This window comes from Methylocystis sp. (assembly GCF_021731785.1).
Taxonomy (GTDB): domain Bacteria; phylum Pseudomonadota; class Alphaproteobacteria; order Rhizobiales; family Beijerinckiaceae; genus Methylocystis.
The window spans coordinates 1-18679 of sequence record NZ_JAKFWS010000061.1; the positions used below are offsets into that span (position 1 = coordinate 1).

The following is an 18679-nucleotide window of genomic DNA, read 5'->3' on the forward strand; positions in this document are numbered from 1 at the left end:
GAACTCAACCCGGTCGAGAACCTCTGGCAGTTCATGCGCGACAACTGGCTCTCCAATCGCGTGTTCAAATCATACGACGACATCGTCGACCATTGCTGCGACGCCTGGAACAAACTCATCGAACAACCCTGGCGCATCATGTCCATCGGTTTGCGCGACTGGGCGCATCGGTTCTGATCAGCACAGGTTGGTATCAGCAGGTCAACCGCAACCCGACCAATATCATGCTCGCTCGTCTCGCGGGCGCATTCGCGCCCGGCGGCGCCTCGCACTATTTCAGCGGCTTTTATGTCTACGGACAATGGTATCTGACGGGCGAGGAACGCGCCGCCGCCTATGACGTAACGAACAAGCTCGGCGCGAACTTCAATCAGATCACGATCAAGCATCCGATGAGCGCGGGCGGCATTGGCGCAGTTGGGCTCGCGGCGCGCTACAGCGCGCTCAATCTCAACAGCGGACCCTATAGCGGATCAAGCCTGTACAACATGCTCGCCTATACGACGCTCATCGCGCCCAATCCCCCCGCGGCTTCCTATATCGCCAACGCCGGCGTGGTCGGCGGCCGCCAGCAGAACGTCACCTTGGGAATTAACTGGTATCCCGAGAATGGATTTCATTTCCAGTTCAATTGGATCCATGTGCTGCAGGCCTCCGCGCCCTTTAACGATTACGCTCTATACGCCACGGGCGTTCCGGCGCGACAGGGCCCCTACTACAACGGCGTCCACCCCGACCTCTTCGAGGCGCGCGCACAGGTCTATTGGTAGGACGCCCCCGAAAAACGTCGGTCGCGACGCCGGTCGGCCGACGCGACAAATTTGCAACGCTCGCCGAAATTCGTCGAAGCAGAGCGGAACACAACTTGATTTCACGTGTTGTTGGGGTGACGCTTCAGACTGGTTGTTCAGTGGTCCATCTCTAAAAAGGAGATTCCCCAATGACCACGAGAAAACTTCAACGACGAAGAAACGCCATCAGGACGCTTCTTCAAAACCTCGATACTCGGCCTTTCTGTGAGGACACGCTCCCGCAGTCGGGGGGATGGTTGAGCCATCCGCGGCCGAGGCTCTCACGAAACGCATCCGGCGCCGCCGGGCAAAGCGACCGCAGGTAAATTCATCGCAGCCCGGCCACCGGCGGGCGACTCTGTCGTCGGCTGAAGCGCCGGGATGCAGCGTGCGTTGACGCCGTTCTTTTGGAAAAACGCCCCGACCGTGGACGTAGCGGCGGGGCGTTGTGCGTTGGAGCGGAGACGCCGCGCTCGTCGTTGCCGAACTTTTATATTGCTAAAGGCGCGTTTCACCCAGGCGCGTCGCCTCGCCCCTATGCGATGATGTGGCGAATCTCGGTTAGAATGTCGTCCGATCACACGCATTGCGAGGGGACAGTGCTCCTAAAATTTTGGATGTCGCAGACGATGCCCGTCATGGCGCTCCTGCTTGCGGGCGCCATGTCCGCTCTCGCGCTTTTCCTGTGTTGGCTGAGTTTTGCCTCGCTTTGCAGCCCATGCGCAGGACTGGAAGGGCGTCGTGCCGCCCTTCGTAGGCGTTCCAGCGACGCTGTTCGGCCTGCTGATGACTTTCCTTTCGCAGGATGTCTGGGATGCAAATCGCCGCGCCCATCAAGCGGTCGCGCTGGAGCGCGAACAATTGGCGACCCTGTCCGCGCTCTCCAGCAATAATGGAATCGACTCCGACGGCATCTTAAGCGCCATACATGAGTATGTAGAGGCCGTCGTCGGCCTTGAATGGCAAGCCATGGAGGCCGGCGGCCAATCCCCCGAAACCGAGGCGGCGCTCAACAAGCTCAACGCCGCGGTGAGCGGCGCGAAAATTGGACCGTCCTTTCAGCGCGCGCTCATCGACGCCGTGATTGGTCTGCGATCAGCGCGAGATCAGCGGCTCGCGATTGCGAGCGCCTTTACTGACGATCGCAAATGGGCGGCGGTGCTGATCATCGCCTTTATCACTCAAATCGCGCTTGCCGTGACGCACCTCGACCGTCCGAAGCCGCAGCTTCTCGCGCAGGCGATTTTTGCTGCTGCAGCGATCGTGCCGATATCGCTCGTCGCTTCGGTGAATGACCCCTATTCGCCGCCAATTGCGATAACGTCCGACCAGCTGGCGCAGTTGCTCGAGCACTTTCCTCATAAGTGACTGGGCGGAGACAGAACGCGTCGGCCGCCGGGCGAGGAGCGAGTCCAACCATATGACCGAAATCCAAAAAGTCGCCGGCACCGCTTTCGTCGTCGCCGAGTTTCGCAATGACGAGAACAAGGAAGCCCATCCGCTCTATCACGATCCTTTCGTCCACCTGTTTCTCGATCGGGAATCAAAGAAGGCGGCGGATCGCATTTCGCAGTCTTTCCCGCCGATCAGGAACAATGTGCGTTTGAGGACGCGCTACTTCGACGACCGGCTTCGTCTTCAGATCGACCAGGGATTCCGGCAGATCCTCATTCTTGGCGCCGGCCTCGACACGAGGCCGCAACGAATCGCGAATGAGGGCGTCGCCTATTTTGAAATCGACGCGCCTGAAACTCAGGCGTTCAAGAAGGCGAAACTCGAAGAAAATTCCGTCGATCCCAACACGACATATGTCGGCGCCGATTATCTGACCGACGGCATGCTCGCTCTCCTACGACAGAGCGGATTGGATTTCAGCCTTCCCACGCACGTCATATGGGAAGGCAACACCATGTATTTGGATCACGGCGCCGTCCATCGCATTCTGACGGACCTCATGAGCGCGATCGGGCGCTGCTCGACGTCCTTCGACTATTTCGCCGAGGCTGTGATCCGAGACGAAACCGGCGATCCGGAAATCTCCAGCGTCGTCGCAAGATTCGCCGCGATGGGCGCGCCCTGGACTTACGGAATCGACGATCTGGCCGAACTCGCCGCCCGATGCGGCGCGAAAGTGCTTGATCGCGTCACGCTCGCCGACCTTCATCGAACGTACTGGCCGGATCAGCCGTTGGCGTCGCCGCTCTATGGCTATTATTCGCTGTGCACGGTCGAAAACGTTGTAGAGCGGGCTTGACGCGCCGAGGAAATCTAAGCCTCACCAATGAAAGAAACGGCGCAAACGACGTCGAACTCACGCATCGTCGTTTCGTCGAACACGCCAATCGCGTCGACCGCCGCCCCCGCTACATCGTCCCGCCCGCCGCGAGTTGCTCCGGCAGCGCATACGCCCACTGCGTAATATTGCCGGCGCCGAGGCACACGACGTAATCGCCTTGCGTGACGATTTCGCGGATCATCGCTGGCAGCACTTCGGGCGAGGGCAATCCCATCGCGCGCCGATGGCCGTGCGCCTTGATCGCCGAGACGAGCGCGTCGCGATCGGCCCCCGGGATCGGCTGCTCTCCCGCCGGATAGACGTCGGCGATGATGACCACGTCGGCGTCGTTGAAGCAGGTGGCGAAAGCATCAAAAAGCGACTGCAAACGCGAATAACGATGCGGCTGCATCAGCGCGACGACCTTGCCTTTCGTCGAGGCGCGCGCGGCGCGCAGCACGGCGGCGATTTCGACCGGATGATGGCCATAGTCGTCGAAAATCTGCACGCCGTTCCATTCGCCGGTCTTGGTGAAGCGCCGCTTCACGCCGCCAAAGCCGGCAAGCGCCTTGCGGATTTGTTCGGGTGAAAGGCCGAGCTGATTGGCGACGGCGACCGCCGCCGTCGCGTTCAACGCATTGTGATGGCCCGGCATCGGCAGGACGAGATTCTCGAGATAGATCGCCTGCGACGTTTTGCGGTCGCGCAAGAGCACATTGAACTTCGACACGCCGCCCTCAAGATCGACGTCGAGCAGACGCACGTCGGCCTGCGGATTTTCTCCATAGGTGATGACGCGGCGGTCCTCGATGCGGCCGACGAGCTCCTGCACGGTCGGATGGTCGAGGCACATCACCGCGAAGCCGTAGAAGGGAATATTCTCGACGAAGTTGCGGAAGGCTTCCTTGATGGCGTCGAATGTATGGAAATGGTCGAGATGTTCGGGATCGATATTGGTGACGATGGCGACGTCCGCCGGCAGTTTGAGAAACGTGCCGTCGCTCTCGTCGGCCTCGACCACCATCCAGTCGCCGGCGCCAAGACGCGCATTGGTGCCATAGGCGTTGATGATGCCGCCGTTGATGACGGTCGGATCGAGCCCGCCCGCGTCGAGCAGCGTCGCGACGAGCGAGGTCGTCGTCGTCTTGCCATGCGTGCCGGCGATCGCGACGCATTGCTTGAGGCGCATCAGCTCGGCGAGCATTTCGGCGCGGCGCACGACAGGCAGACGTTTTTCACGCGCCAAGACAAGTTCGGGATTGTCGCGCTTGATCGCGGTCGAGACGACGACGACCGCCGCGTCGCCGAGATTCTTCGCGTCGTGGCCGATGCTGACCGTCGCGCCCTTTTCGACGAGACGCTTGACATTGGCGTTTTCGGCGGCGTCCGATCCCTGCACCTTGTACCCGAGATTGAGCAGCACTTCGGCGATTCCAGACATGCCGATGCCGCCGATGCCGACGAAATGAATCGGGCCCAACTCTTTCGGCAGTTTCATCCCTAGCTCCGTTTCGTAGCGCCTCTTCGCGCCACGTCGATGATCAGATCGGCGAGCCGATCGGCGGCGTCGGCGACGCCGACGCTCTTTGCGGCTTCGGCGCGCGCGGCAAGCTGCGCCGGCGCATCGATGAGGTCGCAAAGCCGCCGCGTCAAAAATTCCGGCGTGAAGTCGCTCTGCTGCACGGTTTCAGCGCCGCCCGCCGCTTCGAGAAAAGCGGCGTTCGCCGCCTGATCCTGGTCGAGCGCATGCGGCAGCGGCACCAACATCGCCGGACGTCCAATGACCGCAAGCTCAGAGACGGTCGACGCGCCGGCGCGGGCGATAACATAATGCGCCGCCGCGACCCGCGCCGGGAAATCGGCGAAAAAGGACGCAATCTCGGCGCCGACCCCGGCGCCGGCGTAACTCGCCTCAACCCGCTCAAGATCCTCGCTGCGCGCTTGTTGCACGACGGCGATTCTCGCCCGCAGGGCGTCGGGGAGCGCCGCGACCGCCGCGGGCACGATGTCCGCCATGACGCGCGCCCCCTGAGAGCCGCCGGCGACAAGCAGCCGGAACATTCCATCGTCGGACGACGGATAGGGAATATTGGCGGCCTCGAGCACATTGGGACGCACCGGATTGCCGGTGACGACGACCTTGCCTTTAAGGGCTGGCGGCGCAACGAGCGTCGGCAGGCCGGCGGCGATCCTGTCGACGCGGCCGGCGAGGAAGCGGTTGGCCTTACCCATCACGCCATTCGCTTCGTGCAAGACGCTCGGCACGCCGAGATAGGAGGCGGCAAGCAAGGGCGGCACGGTCGGATAGCCGCCAAAGCCGATCACCGCGGCCGGCTCGATATGTCGCAGCAGCGCCGCCGCCTGCGCCGTCCCGATGGCGAGGCGCGCGACCGCCTGCGCCTTGGCGAAGAGCGAGCCGCCGCGCGGCGTCCCGGCGGGGATCACATGCATCGCCCGCGCGGGAAAATTCCCGCCATAGCGGAGCGCGCGCTCCTCGGTGACGAGTTCCGCCGCCAAACCGCGCGCGGCAAGCGCATGGGCGAGCGCCTCGGCCGGAAAGAGATGGCCGCCGGTGCCGCCCGCGGCGAGGAGAATCGGCGAATCGATCATGCTGAGGCTTTTATCACGCCGCGGCGGGAGCGCCGGTCGCGGCGAGCTCGCTCATCACCCTGGCCCGCGGCCGCTTGCGCGTGACGGCGAGCAGAAATCCCATGCCGAGCGACAGCGAGATGAGCGAGGAGCCGCCGTAAGAGACAAAGGGCAGCGTCATGCCCTTGGCTGGCATGAGATGCACGTTCACCGCCATGTTGATGCAGCTCTGCAGACCGAACAACATCACCAGCCCCGCTGTCGCAAAGCGGCAGAAGGGATCGCTGTTGCGCGCCGCCGAGAAGAGTCCCCGCACCACCACGAACGCGAAGACCGCGCCGAGCGCGATGCACACGAGAACGCCAAATTCCTCGCCGATGACCGCGAAGATGAAATCCGTGTGAGAGTCGGGCAGGATGCGCTTGATCGCCCCTTCGCCGGGTCCCCTGCCGAACCACGATCCGGCGATGAAACTCTCGAGCGCCGTCTCCGACTGAAAGTTGGCCGGCACGCCGGCGACCGGCGGCGGCGGCTCCAGAAACGTCTCGATGCGCGTATGGACATGCGGCACGAACTTGTAGGCGAGCAGCGCCGAAGCGCCGCCTAACCCGCCAAGTCCGACAACCCATATCCAGTGCAGGCCGGCCATGAAGAACAGCGCCGCCCAGACAATCGAAATCAGCATCGTCTGCCCGAAATCCGGCTGCAGCATCAGCGGCGCGATCGCGATCGGCAGCAGCAAAAGCGCGATGAGATTTCCGGGAACATCCTTGCGGCGCGCCCCTTCGGAGAACGCCCAGGCGACGAGCACGACAAAGGCGGGCTTGAGAAATTCGGAGGGCTGGATGCCCAAGATCCATCGCTTCGCGCCCTTGACCTCCTGGCCGTAGAAAATTGTGGCGAAGACAAGCGCGAGGGAGACGACGAAAATCACCAGCGCGAGCCGGCGCACATGGCGCGGCGAAAGAAATGACGTGGCGACCATCACCACGAGCGCCGGCACAAGATAGATCGCCTGCTTGTTGACGAAGTGGAAGGTCGCCAGATGCAACCGCTCCGCGACGGGCGGGCTGCCGGCCATGGCGAAGACGAGTCCGGCGACGATCAGCAGGGCTACGCTTGCAAGCAGCCAGCGATCGACCGTCCACGCCCAGTCCGAGAATGGCGTTCGGTGCGCGCGCGAGATCATGACAGCCCTCCTTTTCGCGCCGCGATGACGGCGGGAAGCCCCTCGACGAGGCCGCGAAAGGCATCGCCGCGCGCCTCGAAATTGGCAAATTGGTCATAGGACGCGCAGGCCGGCGACAGCAGCACGACAGGCTCCGGCGCCCCTCCGCCGAGCGCGTCGAGCGCCGCGCGCGCCGTCGCAGTGTCGAGCGTTCCGCAACGCTCGAAAGGCAGCGCCCCCTCCAGCACGCGCGCAAAATCGTCGGTCGCCTCGCCGATCAGATAGGCTTTGCGTATCCGCGAGAAATGCGGCCGCAGCGGCTCGACGCCGCCCTCTTTCGATCGGCCGCCAAGAATCCAGTAGATATCGGTGAAGCTCGTCAGCGCCTTTTCGGCCGCGTCGGCGTTGGTCGCCTTCGAGTCGTTGACGAACAACGCGCGCTCGATGCGTCCGACTTCCTCCATGCGATGCGGAAGGCCAGGGAAGCTCAGCAGGCCGCTCGCAATCTCGTCGTCGTCCAGCCCGCACTCCCATCCGGCGGCGGCGGCGAAAGCGGCGTTTTGCGCATTATGCGCGCCGCGTAGCGCGCGCGCGCCTTGAAGCGAGCTGATCAGTTCGGCTTCGTCAGGCGGATGCCCTTGCTCGCGGAAGTAGACGCTGCGATCCTCGACGTAGAATCCCCAATCGAGCGCGCGCTTCGCCGACACCGGCACGACACGCTTCTCGGGCGGCGCGGCTTCGGCCAGGCGCGCGCCGATCGCATGGCAATAGGGATCGTCGACGCCAACCAAGGCCACTTCCGCCGCCGCGACCAGCCGTTCCTTGATGGCGGCGTAATTTTCGATCGTGCCGTGGCGGTCGATGTGATCCGGCGTAATATTGATCAGCACGCCGATCGTCGGCGCCAGCGAGGGCGCGAGATCGATCTGGAATGACGAACATTCGATGACGTGAATGCGATCGTCCGACGGCGGCTCGAGATCGAGAATCGGCACGCCGATATTGCCGCCGAGCTGAACGTCGCGGCCGGCCTCGCGCAAGATATGCGCAATCAGCGCGGTCGTCGTCGATTTGCCGTTGGTGCCGGTGATCGCGACAAACGGCGACCCGCCGGCGCGCGCCTCTCTTTCGCGGCAGAACAGTTCGACGTCGCCGATGATCTGTACTCCGGCGGCCTTCGCCGCCTGCACAACCCAGTGAGGTTCGGGATGAGTCAGCGGCACGCCGGGCGACAGGACGAGCGCGTCGAAGCCGCGCCAATCCGCCGCCGCGAGATCTTCGAGCGCTATGCCTTGCGCCACCGCTTTTAGGCGGCCCGCTTCGCCGTCGTCCCACGCAGCGACCCGCGCCCCGCCGGCAAGAAGCGCGCGGGCCGTCGAAAGGCCCGAGCCGCCGAGGCCAAAGAGCGCCACGCGCTTGCCATTGAAGGTCTCGACCGGCGTCATCGTCACCTCAGCTTCAAGGTCGAGAGGCCCATGAGGGCCAACACGAAGGCGATGATCCAGAAGCGGATGACGATCTGCGGCTCCTTCCAGCCCTTCTGCTCGAAGTGATGATGAATGGGGGCCATCAGGAAGATGCGCTTGCCGGTGAGCTTGTAATAGACCACCTGGAGGATGACCGACGCACCTTCGATGACGAAAAGTCCGCCGACGATGACGAGGATGAATTCCTGCTTCACCGCCACCGCCACCGAGCCGACGAGACCGCCTAGCGCCAGCGAGCCGGTATCGCCCATGAAGATTTGCGCCGGCGGCGCGTTGAACCATAGAAAGCCCAGTCCTGCGCCGATGAAAGCCGAGCAGACGATGGTCAATTCGCCGACGCCGGCCACGTAGTTGACGCCGAGATAGTTCGAAAAGATCGAATTGCCGACGAGATACGCAAAGATCGCGAAGGCGCCGGCGGCGATCATCGACGGCACGATGGCGAGTCCGTCGAGTCCGTCGGTGAGATTGACGCAATTGCCCGCCGATACGATGACGAATGCGCCAAACAGGACGAAAAATGGGCCGAGCGTGGCGACGTAGCCCTTCACCATGGGAATGGCGAGCTTCGTCATGTTCTCTCCGCCGTTATGCATCAGCGCGTAGCAGGCGAGGCCGGCGATCAGAAACTCCAGCGCCAGTCTTAGCTTGCCGGAGAAGCCGGCGTGCGACTGCTTGGTCACCTTGAGATAGTCGTCGTAAAAGCCGATGAGGCCGAAGCCGACCGTGACGAAGAGCACGATCCACACATAGGAATTGCGCAAATTCGCCCAGAGCAGGGTCGCAGCGACCAGTCCCGACAGAATCATCAGGCCGCCCATTGTCGGCGTGCCTTTTTTGGTCACGAGATGCGAAGCCGGCCCGTCCTCGCGGATCGGCTGCCCCTTGCCCTGCTTGATGCGCAACGCGGCGATCACGCCCGGTCCGAAGAAGAAGACGAAGAACAGCGCCGTCGCCGCCCCCATGGCGGCGCGAAAAGTGATGTATCGGAAGACGTTTAGCGGACTATAAAGATACGAAAAGTCCGCAAGCAGCGTCAGCATCGTCTCTCCTCAATTCGCCATTTCGTGGGCCAACGCGGCTTTCAAGGCCGAAACGATCCGCGACATCCGCGAACCATTGGAGCCTTTGACCATCACCACGTCGCCGGGCCGAACGGCGGAGAGAACCGCCTCTTCCAGTTCCAGCGGCGTCGCCCGATGCGCGGCGCGCATCGAATCGGGCGCAGCGTAACTCAGGCGCGACATCAACGGCCCGGACGTGAATAGCAGATCAACCCTGGCGTCGATAAGGTCCTGGGCGAGCGCGGCATGCAGTTCGGCGGCCTGCGGCCCGAGCTCCAGCATGTCGCCCAAAACCGCGATCCGACGGCCGCCCGGCCCTGTCGGCGCGCCGCCAAGCAGCTCCAGCGCCGCGCGCATCGAGGTCGGGTTGGCGTTGTAGCTTTCGTCGATCAGCGTAAAGTCGCCGCCTGACGTCGATATTTTCTCTCGCCGTCCCCGTCCCGACGGCGGCTGGAAATCGGCGAAGACCGACGCCGCTTCCTCGAGATCCACGTCGAAAACGGCGCCGACGAGCAGCGCCGCGAGCGCGTTGACGGCGAGATGCCTGCCCGGCGCGCCGATACGGAAGCGCAGTCGACGCTCGAGAATCTGCGCTTCGACCAGAGCGCCTTCGCCATCCGGCGCGTAAGACAGGAGCCGCGCGTTGGCGCCTTCCGTCTCGCCAAAACTGACGACATGGCTGGCGTTCGGCGTCGCCGCCACGGCGAGACGCTCGTAAAAACCATCGTCGCGGTTGATGATCGCGACGCCGCCGTCGAGCCCCGAAAAGATTTCGGCTTTGGCGTCCGCAATCTTTTCGATCGAACCGAAATATTCAAGATGAACCGGCGCGATGCGGGTGACGACGGCGACGTGCGGTCGAACCTGGGCGACGAGCGCGGCGATTTCCCCCGCATGGTTCATGCCCAGTTCAAACACGCCAAAGCGCGTCTCCGCCGGCATACGCGCAAGCGTCAAGGGCACGCCCCAGTGATTGTTGTAAGACGCCGCTGAGGCATGCGTGTCGCCAAAGCGCGACAGCATGAGCCGGGTCATGTCCTTTGTCGACGTCTTGCCGACCGAACCGGTGATGGCGGTGATGAAGGCTTCGGTTCGTTCCCGCGCGCGCTGACCAAGCGATTCGAGCGACTGTTGCACGTCCCTGACGACGAAAAGCGGCCCTGCGCCGGAAAGCTCGCTCGCATGGGCTTCGTCGATCACCGCCGCCGCCGCGCCCTTCTCGAAGGCTGTCCGCACGAAGTCATGACCGTCGCGCGTTTCGCCCTTGATGGCGAAAAACAGGTCTCCGGGCTGAAGCGTGCGCGTGTCGATGGAAACGCCAGCGGCTTCGCGCGCAAGGCCGCCGCTGGCGCGCGCGCGCAGCGCACCGACCAGCGCCAATCCCGACCATAGCGGCCTCCCGGTCATGGATGGTGCTCCTTTAGCGCCTGTGCGATCGCCTCATGATCGGAGAACGGCAAAACGCGCCCGCCGACGATCTGCCCGGTCTCGTGACCTTTTCCCGCCACGACGAGCGCATCGCCTGTTTGAAGTTCGGCGACGGCGCTGGCGATCGCCGCGCGCCGGTCCCCGATCTCGATGACATGCGCCGCGCCGCCGCGGGTTCCTTCGAGAATTTCTGCGCGAATGGCGGCGGCGTCCTCGCTGCGCGGATTATCGTCGGTGACGATGGCGACATCGGCGGCGCGGGCGACGATTTCGCCCATCAGCGGGCGTTTGCCACGGTCGCGATCGCCGCCGCAACCGAAAACGACAATCAGGCGATTTTTTGTCAGCGGCCGCAAGGTGGCGAGAACCTTCTCCAGCGCGTCCGGCTTATGGGCGTAGTCGACGAAGATCGGCGCGCCCTTGTATTGCCCGACGCATTCGAGCCGGCCTGGCGCGCCTTTGAGCGCTTCGAGCGCCGCAAACACCCGAGAGGGGTCATCGCCGCTGGCGATGGCGAGGCCGGCGGCGACAAGGGCGTTTGAGACCTGAAACGCGCCGGCGAGCGGCAGGTTCGCCTCATATTCAACGGCGCCATGGCTGAGCTGCAAGGAGGTGGCGAGGGCGGATGGCGTCGACGAATGGAGCTTGATCGCTTCGCCCTTGAAACCGACGCTGAAAATCCTGAGGCCGCTCTTGCGGCAAATGTCGATCACGCGCGAGGCGACGTCGCTGTCGGCGTCGATCACCGCCGTCTGGCCCGGGCGCATCAGCGTATCGAAGAGCCGCATCTTCGCGGCGAAGTAGTCCTCCATGTCGGCGTGATGGTCGAGATGGTCGCGCGAAAAATTGGTGAAGCCAGCGACGTCGACGCGCATCCCGTCAAGGCGGCGCTGATCGATCCCGAGCGACGAGGCCTCCATCGCGAGATGCGTCACGCCGCGTCCCGCAAGATCGTCAAGGGTCTGATGCAGTTCGACCGGTCCGGGCGTCGTCAGCGCGCCGTAATGCGCGCCGTGCGAATCAACGATTCCAACGGTGCCGAGCGAGGCCGCCTCATGTCCGAGCGCAGCCCAGATTTGGCGCAGGAAGGCGACGACCGAGGTCTTGCCGCTCGTTCCGGTGACGGCGGCGATCGTCGACGGCTGACGCGGAAAGAAACGCGCCGCCGCAAGCGCCAGCGCCCGCCGAACGTCGTCGACGACGATGAGCGGCAGCGGACATTGCGCGGCGCGCTGGGCAACGACGACGCAGGCGCCGCGCGCGGCGGCGTCGGCGACAAAGGCCATGCCGTCGCCGGCATGGCCGGGTATTGCAAAAAATGCGAAGCCGTCGCGCGCCATTCGACTGTCGGCCGTCAGGCCGGCGATCTTGAGCCCGCGCAAGGCGGGCTCAAGATCTGGCGTCGCAAGCAGTTCCGAAAGCAGCATCAATGTCCTCCGCCGCCGCGGGCCGGAACATTGGCATAGCCATATCCCAATTTGGCGAGGAGCGGGAAAGGCTGGTGCGGCGGCTCGAATCGCGGCGTAAGTCCGAGGATCGGACCGACGCGCTCGATGATTTCACCCGTCACCTGGCCAGCATTGTAGGCGGCCGTCGCATAGCCGCCGGTTTCCGGCAGTCCCTGCGGTTCGTCCATGATGGTGAGGAACAGATATTTCGGCTTGTCCGACGGCGAGACGGCCATGAAGGTGTTAAACAGCCGGTTCTTCGAATAATGGCCGTTAATGACCTTTTCCGCGGTGCCGGTTTTGCCGCCGACGTAATAGCCAGGGACGTTCACCTTCCGCGCCGTGCCGATTTCGGCGTTGAGACGCATGAGATAGCGCATCGCCTCGCTCGTCTCCGGCTTCACGACGCGTTCGGCGCCCGCCTTCGCGTCCTCCTCGCTGCGCTTGATGAAGGTCGGCGTGATCAGATAGCCGCCGTTCATCAGCGCGCCGACCGCCATCATCGCCTGGAGCGGCGCCACTGCGAGACCATGTCCGAAGGCGATGGTCATGGTGTTCAGTTCTCCCCAGTTTTTCGGCACGATCGGCTCGGCGCTCTCCGGCAGTTCGGTGCGCATGCGGGTAAGCTGACCCATCTTGCGCAAGAACGCCTTGTGCCGCTCCACGCCTTGGCCCATCGCCATGCGCGCGGTGCCGACATTGGAGGAATAGGTGAAAACTTCCGGCAACGTGAGCGCGCGATTTTGCGCGTGATAATCATGGATCTTGAAGCGACCGAACGACAGCACGCCGCGCGCGTCGAGCCTTGAATTGAGATTGACCTTGCCGGAGTCGAGCGCCATTGCAATGGTCAGCGCCTTGAAGGTCGAGCCCATCTCGTAAACGCCGACGCTCATGCGGTTGATGTGGATCGGATCGAGCGCGTCCGTCGGCTTGTTCGGATCGTAGTCGGGCAGCGACGCCAGCGCGATCACTTCTCCGGTGTTGACGTCGAGGATCGCCGCGGCGCCAGCCTTCGCCTTGAAGTGCGTAACGCCCTTCTCTAGTTCGTCGCGGAGCGCATGCGTCGCGCGCATGTCGAGCGAAAGCGATACGGGCTTCAGCTCCTCCGGGGTCACGCCGAAGCCCGCCCCGTGCAGGTCGGCGAGCCCCTGCCCGTCGATGTATTTTTCGATGCCGGCGATGCCCTGATTGTCGATGTTGGCGAAGCCGAGCACATGCGCGCCGATCGGCCCATTGGGGTAGACGCGCTTATTTTCGGCGATCAATCCGACGCCTGGCAGTCCGAGATGAAACACCTCGTCGCGCTGATGCGGCGTGACTTCGCGCTTCACCCACACGAAACCTTTTCTGGACCCGAGCCGCTCGCGCAGTTCACGGGAGTCGAGCCCCGGCAGAACGGCGGTCAACAGTTCGGTCGCTTCATCCTTGTCGATGATGCGGCGCGGCTCGGCGAAGACCGACATCACCTTCACGTCGCTGGCGAGCACCTCGCCATTGCGATCGAGAATGTCCGGGCGCGAAGCCGCGACAGCCTCCGCAGCGGCGCGCCGCGTCGTCGCCGCTTCCGGCTTGAAGCCCAGATAGACGAGCTTGATGGCGATCACCCCATAGAGCGCCAGAAAGCCTAGCGCCGCGAGCCGCATGCGCGCCCCGCTCAACTCGAGACTTGTCGTAAACACCGCGCGCAGCAGCGCGCGCATTCGATGCGCTGGCGAAGGCGATGGTGGCGTGTCGCGCATGGTCTGGGTCATGGCTTGTGTCGCTCTTGGCTTTGTCCCTGCGCTTTGGGCGTCGTTGTCGAGGCGCTGCCTGCGACGGGCGGCGTCGCCGGCATGCTCAATCCGAGCGAGTCGAGCTTCTGGCCGATGGAGTCGACGCGCGGCGATCGTTCGGGAAGCGATTGGGCGGCAACGATCTGGAGCGCGTCGATCTGCTTCATGCCCGGCAGATAGGCGTCGGCGAGCTGCTGAATGCGCTCGGCCCGGGTCATATAGGCCCATTCAGCGCGCAAAACCGCAATCGCGTCGCGTTCCTGCCGGATCTCGATCTTGGTTTTTGTAATCTGCTCGGCGCGATAGCTCGTCTGATACTTGATCGAGTAAGCGTAAACCGCCGAACCGACAAGGGCGAGAATCGCAACGATGTTGAGGAAACGCAGCATCAGGCTTTTCCCTTGACGCGATCGGGCAGGCGAACGAGACGCGCGAGCCTTTCATCGGGGGGATAAGGCGCCGCCGCCGTGCGCATCGCGTAGCGCAGCTTGGCCGAACGCGCGCGCGGATTGGCCGCCGTCTCGGCGTGCGTGGGCGTGATCGGCTGGCGGCCATCGCAGACGAAACTCGGCGCCGGCGGAACCGCTTCGCCGGGCAGGCGGCGCGATCCGGTTTCGCCGCGCCCGCTCCTTTCGGCGAGAAACTGTTTGACGATGCGATCCTCGAGCGAATGGAAGGTCACGACGACGAGTCGACCGCCTTCGGCGAGAAGCCGTTCGGCGCCAATCAGCCCATTCAGCAGTTCCCCAAGTTCATCGTTGACGGCGATGCGCAGCGCCTGGAAGCTTTTGGTCGCGGGATGAATGTCGATGGCGCGGTTGGGAGCGACGCGAGCGATCATCTCGGCCAGCGCTCTGGTCGTTTGAAAAGGCGCAATCTCACGGTCGTGGACGATAGCGCGGGCGATGCGCCGCGCGGCGCGCTCCTCGCCGTAGAAATAGAAGATGTCGGCAAGCGTCTCTTCATCCGCTTCATTGACGATGTCGGCGGCGCTGCGGCCCCTCCCCTCCATGCGCATGTCGAGCGGACCGTCGGCGCGGAAGGAAAAGCCCCGCGCCGCCTCATCGAACTGCATCGACGAGACGCCGATGTCGAAGACGACCCCGTCGACCGGCGCGAAGCCTTGCGCGCGCGCGATGTCCTGAAGCTGCGAAAAACGCGCTTCGACAAGCGTGAGTCGTCCGCGCATCTCGTCGACGAGCGAACCGCCGGCCTTCACCGCCGTCCGATCGCGATCGAGCGCAAGCACGCGCGTATCCGGCTGCGCGAGTAACGCCCGCGTATAGCCGCCGGCGCCGAAGGTCGCGTCGATGTAGCGGCCTCCCGGACGAATGAAGAGAGCGGCCATCGCCTCATCGCGCAGCACCGGAATATGCGGCGCCGACGTCATGATCATGCTCCTCATCCGGCGGCGCGCGACCCGAGGCGGCCGGCGCGACGATCCTGTGCGCCCGGCGAGCGCTAGCTCGTCGAGACGGCTTGTTTGCGGCTGGGCGGTCTTGATCGACATGGAACCGCGGGGCGTTGGAAGCAGGCTGGTCGCCACGCGCCAATCTCGGCAACCGCCTTCATTAGGCTTTGTTATCGTTAAGGGAGCGTTTACGGTGGCGCGAATTTGGCGGCATCGAGGCGGCGCAAGCAAAATGACGCGGAGCGTCCCTGCCGCTAAGTTTGATTGACGACAAAACAGGCTGTTTGAGCGCCAGTCGGCCTGTAAGCCGGGTTCTGTACGTCCTTTGCAGAACGTGACGACCATTCCTCTGGGACGGACGTTGCCGCCCGCCTCGAGCAACCAACCCGGGCGACAGTCCCGGAGACGGGTTGAAGGCAAAAAGCTCGCGCTTAAGGCCTTCCGTCGCCCCTATTCGGTCTTGCTCCCGGCGGGGCTTGCCGTGCCCCGAACGTCGCCGCTCGGGCGGTGCGCTCTTACCGCACCCTTTCACCCTTACCGCTTGCGCGGCGGTTTGCTTTCTGTGGCGCTATCCCTGGGGTCGCCCCCGCCGGACCTTATCCGGCGCCGTGTCTCCGTGGAGCCCGGACTTTCCTCTGCGTTTCGGCAGCGGCCGTCCAGCCGACTGGCGTCACAAGGGATAGGCGCCCCGGCGACGGAATGCAAGGAGGCGTCAAAACGTCGCCTTGGAAAGCTAAGCAATAGCCGCCATCTCAAAATTGGCTCTCGTTTGCAGACGGGCGCCGCAAAGGTCCGAAACTCAAAAATCAGCTAGGGGAGTAACAGTAATGCTGGCACGTCGTTCGATTTTGGCCGCTTTGGCCATCGCGGCCGCTTTTCTTGTGACGCCGCATATGGCGTTGGCGCAGAGTCGTAGCGAGCATCTGACTCAGGCGATCGACGAGACGAATGAGGCGATCAAAGAAGGCAAGCAGCATAACGCCTCCTCCTTCGCCGAGCATGCGCATAACGCCTGGGATCACGCCAAATCGGCGAGCGGTGAAGACCCCAAGGGCCATATCAAGACCGCGATGAAGCATCTCAGTCAGGCGCTCAAGACCGCCAAGCGCACCCATCACGCGAGCCGGATTGACAAAGGCGTGCGTCATGCCGAAACCGCGCTCATTCATCTGAAGGCGGCAATTCAATAGAGCGGCGAGACGCGATGCGCATCCTGCGCGTCGCGGCTCTCTCCTGCTGTAGCGGACAATTCTGCGAAGTCTTTCAGCGATCGTCGTCTCCATCCAGTCCCTCTCCGCCGCGAATGTCGGCGAGGCGCCGGCGAGCCAGGTTGGAACATTGTAAGCGTTTCACGGCTTAAAGCCCGAAGCCGCGATCAGCGCTTCCGATAAACGGCGCGCCTGGCGATAGGTGGTGCATCATGCAGCAAAGCAGCGCCGATTCGCGCAAGCCTCGTGTCGTGATCATCGGCGGCGGCTTCGCCGGGATCGCAGCGGCGCAGGCGCTCGCCGGCTCCGGCGCGCGCATAACGATTCTGGACAGCAACAACCATCATTGCTTCCAGCCCCTGCTCTATCAGGTTGCGACCGCGGCGCTCGCCGCGCCGGAAGTCGCTTGGCCGATTCGCCATATCGTGCGGCGCCAAAAGGACGTAACAGTGCTGATGCTCACGGTCGAGGGCGTCGATACGGCGCGCAAAGTCGTAAAGACGGACAAATGCGAGATTGGCTATGACGTCCTCGTCGTCGCGACCGGCGCCACGCACTCTTATTTCGGTCACAACTGGACGAATTTAGCGCCGGGGCTGAAATCCATCTCAGATGCGACGCTCATCCGACGCAGGCTGCTTCTCGCCTTCGAACGCGCCGAAGTCAGCGACGATCCCATCGAGCGAGAGAGACTGCTCACGTTCGTCATTGTCGGAGGCGGTCCGACCGGAGTCGAACTCGCCGGCGCGATCTCCGAACTTGCACGCAGAACGTTGCCACCGGAGTTTCGTCGAGCCGATCCAAGGAACGCGCGCATCATTCTGCTTGAGGCGGGCCGCCGCATTCTTGCAGGCTTTCCTGAACGGCTTTCGGATTACGCCCGCAATTCGCTCGAAAAAAACGGCGTTGAGGTGCGCACGGATACCTCGGTCGACCAGGTTTTCGAGGACAGAATTGTTACTGGAGATAGGGAAATTCGCGCAGGCGTCATTCTCTGGGCCGCCGGCGTCCGGGCGTCGCCCGCAGCGCATTGGCTGGGCGTTGAAAGCGACGGCACCGGGCGCATTGCGGTGGGCGGGGATCTGACGGTTCCCGGCCTTCCTGATGTCTACGTCATTGGCGATCTCGCCCTTCTGATGGATTCCAACGGGGCGCCGGTTCCGGCGCTCGCCGCTTCCGCAAAGCAAATGGGCACATACGCCGGACACGCCATCCGGCTCCGCCTCGACGGGCGTTCTCCAAAAAAATCTTTTCGCTATCGGGATTACGGAACGCTGGCGACGATCGGCCGGAACTCTGCAATCGTCAAGCTGGGCCGACTGGAGCTGACGGGCTTCCCAGGCTGGCTCTTCTGGAGCGTGGTGCACATTTATTTTCTGGTGAATTTGCGCAGTCGGATATTCGTGGCGATGAGTTGGATCGCCACGTATCTGACGAGCAATCGAGGCGCGCGGATAATCGCGCGCTAAATTTAAGACGGCCGGAACGGACTAACTTTGCTTAATCTCCGAGTGGCCCAAGAGCGCACGAGACGCCATTGCGCCACCCGCCAAGCCGAGCGCGAGGGCGGCGAAGGCGGCGACCATCGACCGGTCCGACAAGGCGAGCTCCCAACCCGGCGTGATCCGCTTAGGCGCGGCGCCATAATCGACAGTGGCTGCGATTCCAGACATCATCGCGGCATCGCCGATCAGTTCAAGCGTTGAGCGGGGCGGCTGCATCGCAAGCCAGGCCTCAAACGGGAATGCCCAGAAGATGGCCGACGCGTGGTGCGTCGCGTAACCCACAGCCGTGTGCGCGACGTCAACGTCGCGTCGGCCGCGCGATTTACGCCCCCAAAGCCAATGGCTCGTTGCGTTCGTCGGCTCCAGAGCGCCCTTGCCTTCGAGCTTCGCCAGCGCCGCGAGCGCTGCGGTGGAAATGAGACTTGCGACGCTTCCTGTCACAAGCGCAGAAAGACCGATGCGCGACCATTTTTCCATGAAAGCCTCCGTCGGGCGTTGCGCTACTCGAACCCCGGCGCAGCCCGCTTCGT

At 63.5% G+C, this 18679-nt stretch carries 16 protein-coding genes, 1 other RNA gene and 1 pseudogene; 6 read left to right on the forward strand and 12 right to left on the reverse strand.

Going from position 1 to position 18679, the window contains the following annotated elements; translation table 11 throughout:
- The 4 genes and pseudogenes from QZ964_RS11440 to QZ964_RS11455 form a co-directional block, all read left to right on the forward strand.
- Positions 1-177 (forward strand): annotated as a pseudogene (locus QZ964_RS11440) (IS630 family transposase); the annotation flags it as partial.
- A gap of 47 nt (positions 178-224) precedes the next feature.
- Positions 225-770 carry a porin gene (locus tag QZ964_RS11445; RefSeq protein ID WP_292531790.1) on the forward strand — a complete coding sequence of 182 codons (546 nt, stop codon included), beginning with the start codon at positions 225-227 and terminating at the stop codon, positions 768-770.
- A 720-nt stretch (positions 771-1490) separates the two neighbouring features.
- Positions 1491-2159 (forward strand): DUF4239 domain-containing protein, encoded by a 669-nt coding sequence (locus QZ964_RS11450; RefSeq protein ID WP_292531791.1) that lies wholly within the window; start codon positions 1491-1493, stop codon positions 2157-2159.
- Positions 2160-2211: 52 nt separating this feature from the next.
- Positions 2212-3045, forward strand: coding sequence for an SAM-dependent methyltransferase (locus QZ964_RS11455; RefSeq protein ID WP_292531792.1), 834 nt, complete (start codon positions 2212-2214; stop codon positions 3043-3045).
- Between the two features lie 109 nt (positions 3046-3154).
- Here the strand turns inward: QZ964_RS11455 and murC are convergent, their stop codons facing one another.
- The 11 genes from murC to rnpB form a co-directional block, all read right to left on the reverse strand.
- Positions 3155-4564 carry a UDP-N-acetylmuramate--L-alanine ligase gene (gene murC / locus QZ964_RS11460; protein WP_292531793.1) on the reverse strand — a complete coding sequence of 470 codons (1410 nt, stop codon included), beginning with the start codon at positions 4562-4564 and terminating at the stop codon, positions 3155-3157.
- Positions 4565-4566: 2 nt separating this feature from the next.
- Complete coding sequence (gene murG, locus QZ964_RS11465) at positions 4567-5676, reverse strand: undecaprenyldiphospho-muramoylpentapeptide beta-N-acetylglucosaminyltransferase (RefSeq protein ID WP_292531794.1); 1110 nt, start codon at positions 5674-5676, stop codon at positions 4567-4569.
- Between the two features lie 13 nt (positions 5677-5689).
- On the reverse strand, positions 5690-6844 hold the full coding sequence (locus QZ964_RS11470; RefSeq protein ID WP_292531795.1) for an FtsW/RodA/SpoVE family cell cycle protein: 1155 nt from the start codon (positions 6842-6844) through the stop codon (positions 5690-5692).
- On the reverse strand, positions 6841-8268 hold the full coding sequence (gene murD, locus QZ964_RS11475) for a UDP-N-acetylmuramoyl-L-alanine--D-glutamate ligase (protein WP_292531796.1): 1428 nt from the start codon (positions 8266-8268) through the stop codon (positions 6841-6843). The genes QZ964_RS11470 and murD overlap by 4 nt, the downstream gene beginning before the upstream one ends.
- A gap of 2 nt (positions 8269-8270) precedes the next feature.
- Positions 8271-9353: a phospho-N-acetylmuramoyl-pentapeptide-transferase gene (mraY, locus tag QZ964_RS11480; RefSeq protein ID WP_292531797.1), complete on the reverse strand. Its 1083-nt coding sequence runs from the start codon at positions 9351-9353 to the stop codon at positions 8271-8273.
- A gap of 9 nt (positions 9354-9362) precedes the next feature.
- Positions 9363-10781 carry a UDP-N-acetylmuramoylalanyl-D-glutamyl-2,6-diaminopimelate--D-alanyl-D-alanine ligase gene (locus tag QZ964_RS11485; protein ID WP_292531798.1) on the reverse strand — a complete coding sequence of 473 codons (1419 nt, stop codon included), beginning with the start codon at positions 10779-10781 and terminating at the stop codon, positions 9363-9365.
- Entirely contained in the window at positions 10778-12229 is a 1452-nt protein-coding gene (locus tag QZ964_RS11490) for a UDP-N-acetylmuramoyl-L-alanyl-D-glutamate--2,6-diaminopimelate ligase (protein ID WP_292531799.1), read from the reverse strand. Before QZ964_RS11490 ends, QZ964_RS11485 begins: the two co-directional genes overlap by 4 nt.
- The gene (locus tag QZ964_RS11495) at positions 12229-14004 is read right to left on the reverse strand and encodes a penicillin-binding protein 2 (protein ID WP_292531800.1); all 1776 of its coding nucleotides are present in this window, start codon (positions 14002-14004) and stop codon (positions 12229-12231) included. Before QZ964_RS11495 ends, QZ964_RS11490 begins: the two co-directional genes overlap by 1 nt.
- Positions 14001-14414 (reverse strand): hypothetical protein, encoded by a 414-nt coding sequence (locus QZ964_RS11500; protein WP_292531801.1) that lies wholly within the window; start codon positions 14412-14414, stop codon positions 14001-14003. The genes QZ964_RS11495 and QZ964_RS11500 overlap by 4 nt, the downstream gene beginning before the upstream one ends.
- Complete coding sequence (gene rsmH / locus QZ964_RS11505; RefSeq protein ID WP_292531802.1) at positions 14414-15415, reverse strand: 16S rRNA (cytosine(1402)-N(4))-methyltransferase RsmH; 1002 nt, start codon at positions 15413-15415, stop codon at positions 14414-14416. Before rsmH ends, QZ964_RS11500 begins: the two co-directional genes overlap by 1 nt.
- Before the next feature lie 308 nt (positions 15416-15723).
- An RNA gene (gene rnpB / locus QZ964_RS11510) (RNase P RNA component class A) lies at positions 15724-16104 on the reverse strand.
- Between the two features lie 159 nt (positions 16105-16263).
- On the opposite strand from rnpB, the gene smbP reads away from it, so the two are divergent.
- A complete protein-coding gene (gene smbP / locus QZ964_RS11515) occupies positions 16264-16626 on the forward strand; it encodes a small metal-binding protein SmbP (protein WP_292531803.1) in 363 nt (120 codons plus the stop codon).
- 230 nt (positions 16627-16856) lie between these two features.
- Positions 16857-18113 (forward strand): NAD(P)/FAD-dependent oxidoreductase, encoded by a 1257-nt coding sequence (locus tag QZ964_RS11520; protein ID WP_292531804.1) that lies wholly within the window; start codon positions 16857-16859, stop codon positions 18111-18113.
- A 21-nt stretch (positions 18114-18134) separates the two neighbouring features.
- On the opposite strand, the gene QZ964_RS11525 is transcribed toward QZ964_RS11520, so the two are convergent.
- The gene (locus QZ964_RS11525; RefSeq protein WP_292531805.1) at positions 18135-18626 is read right to left on the reverse strand and encodes a hypothetical protein; all 492 of its coding nucleotides are present in this window, start codon (positions 18624-18626) and stop codon (positions 18135-18137) included.
- Positions 18627-18679 lie beyond the last annotated feature (53 nt).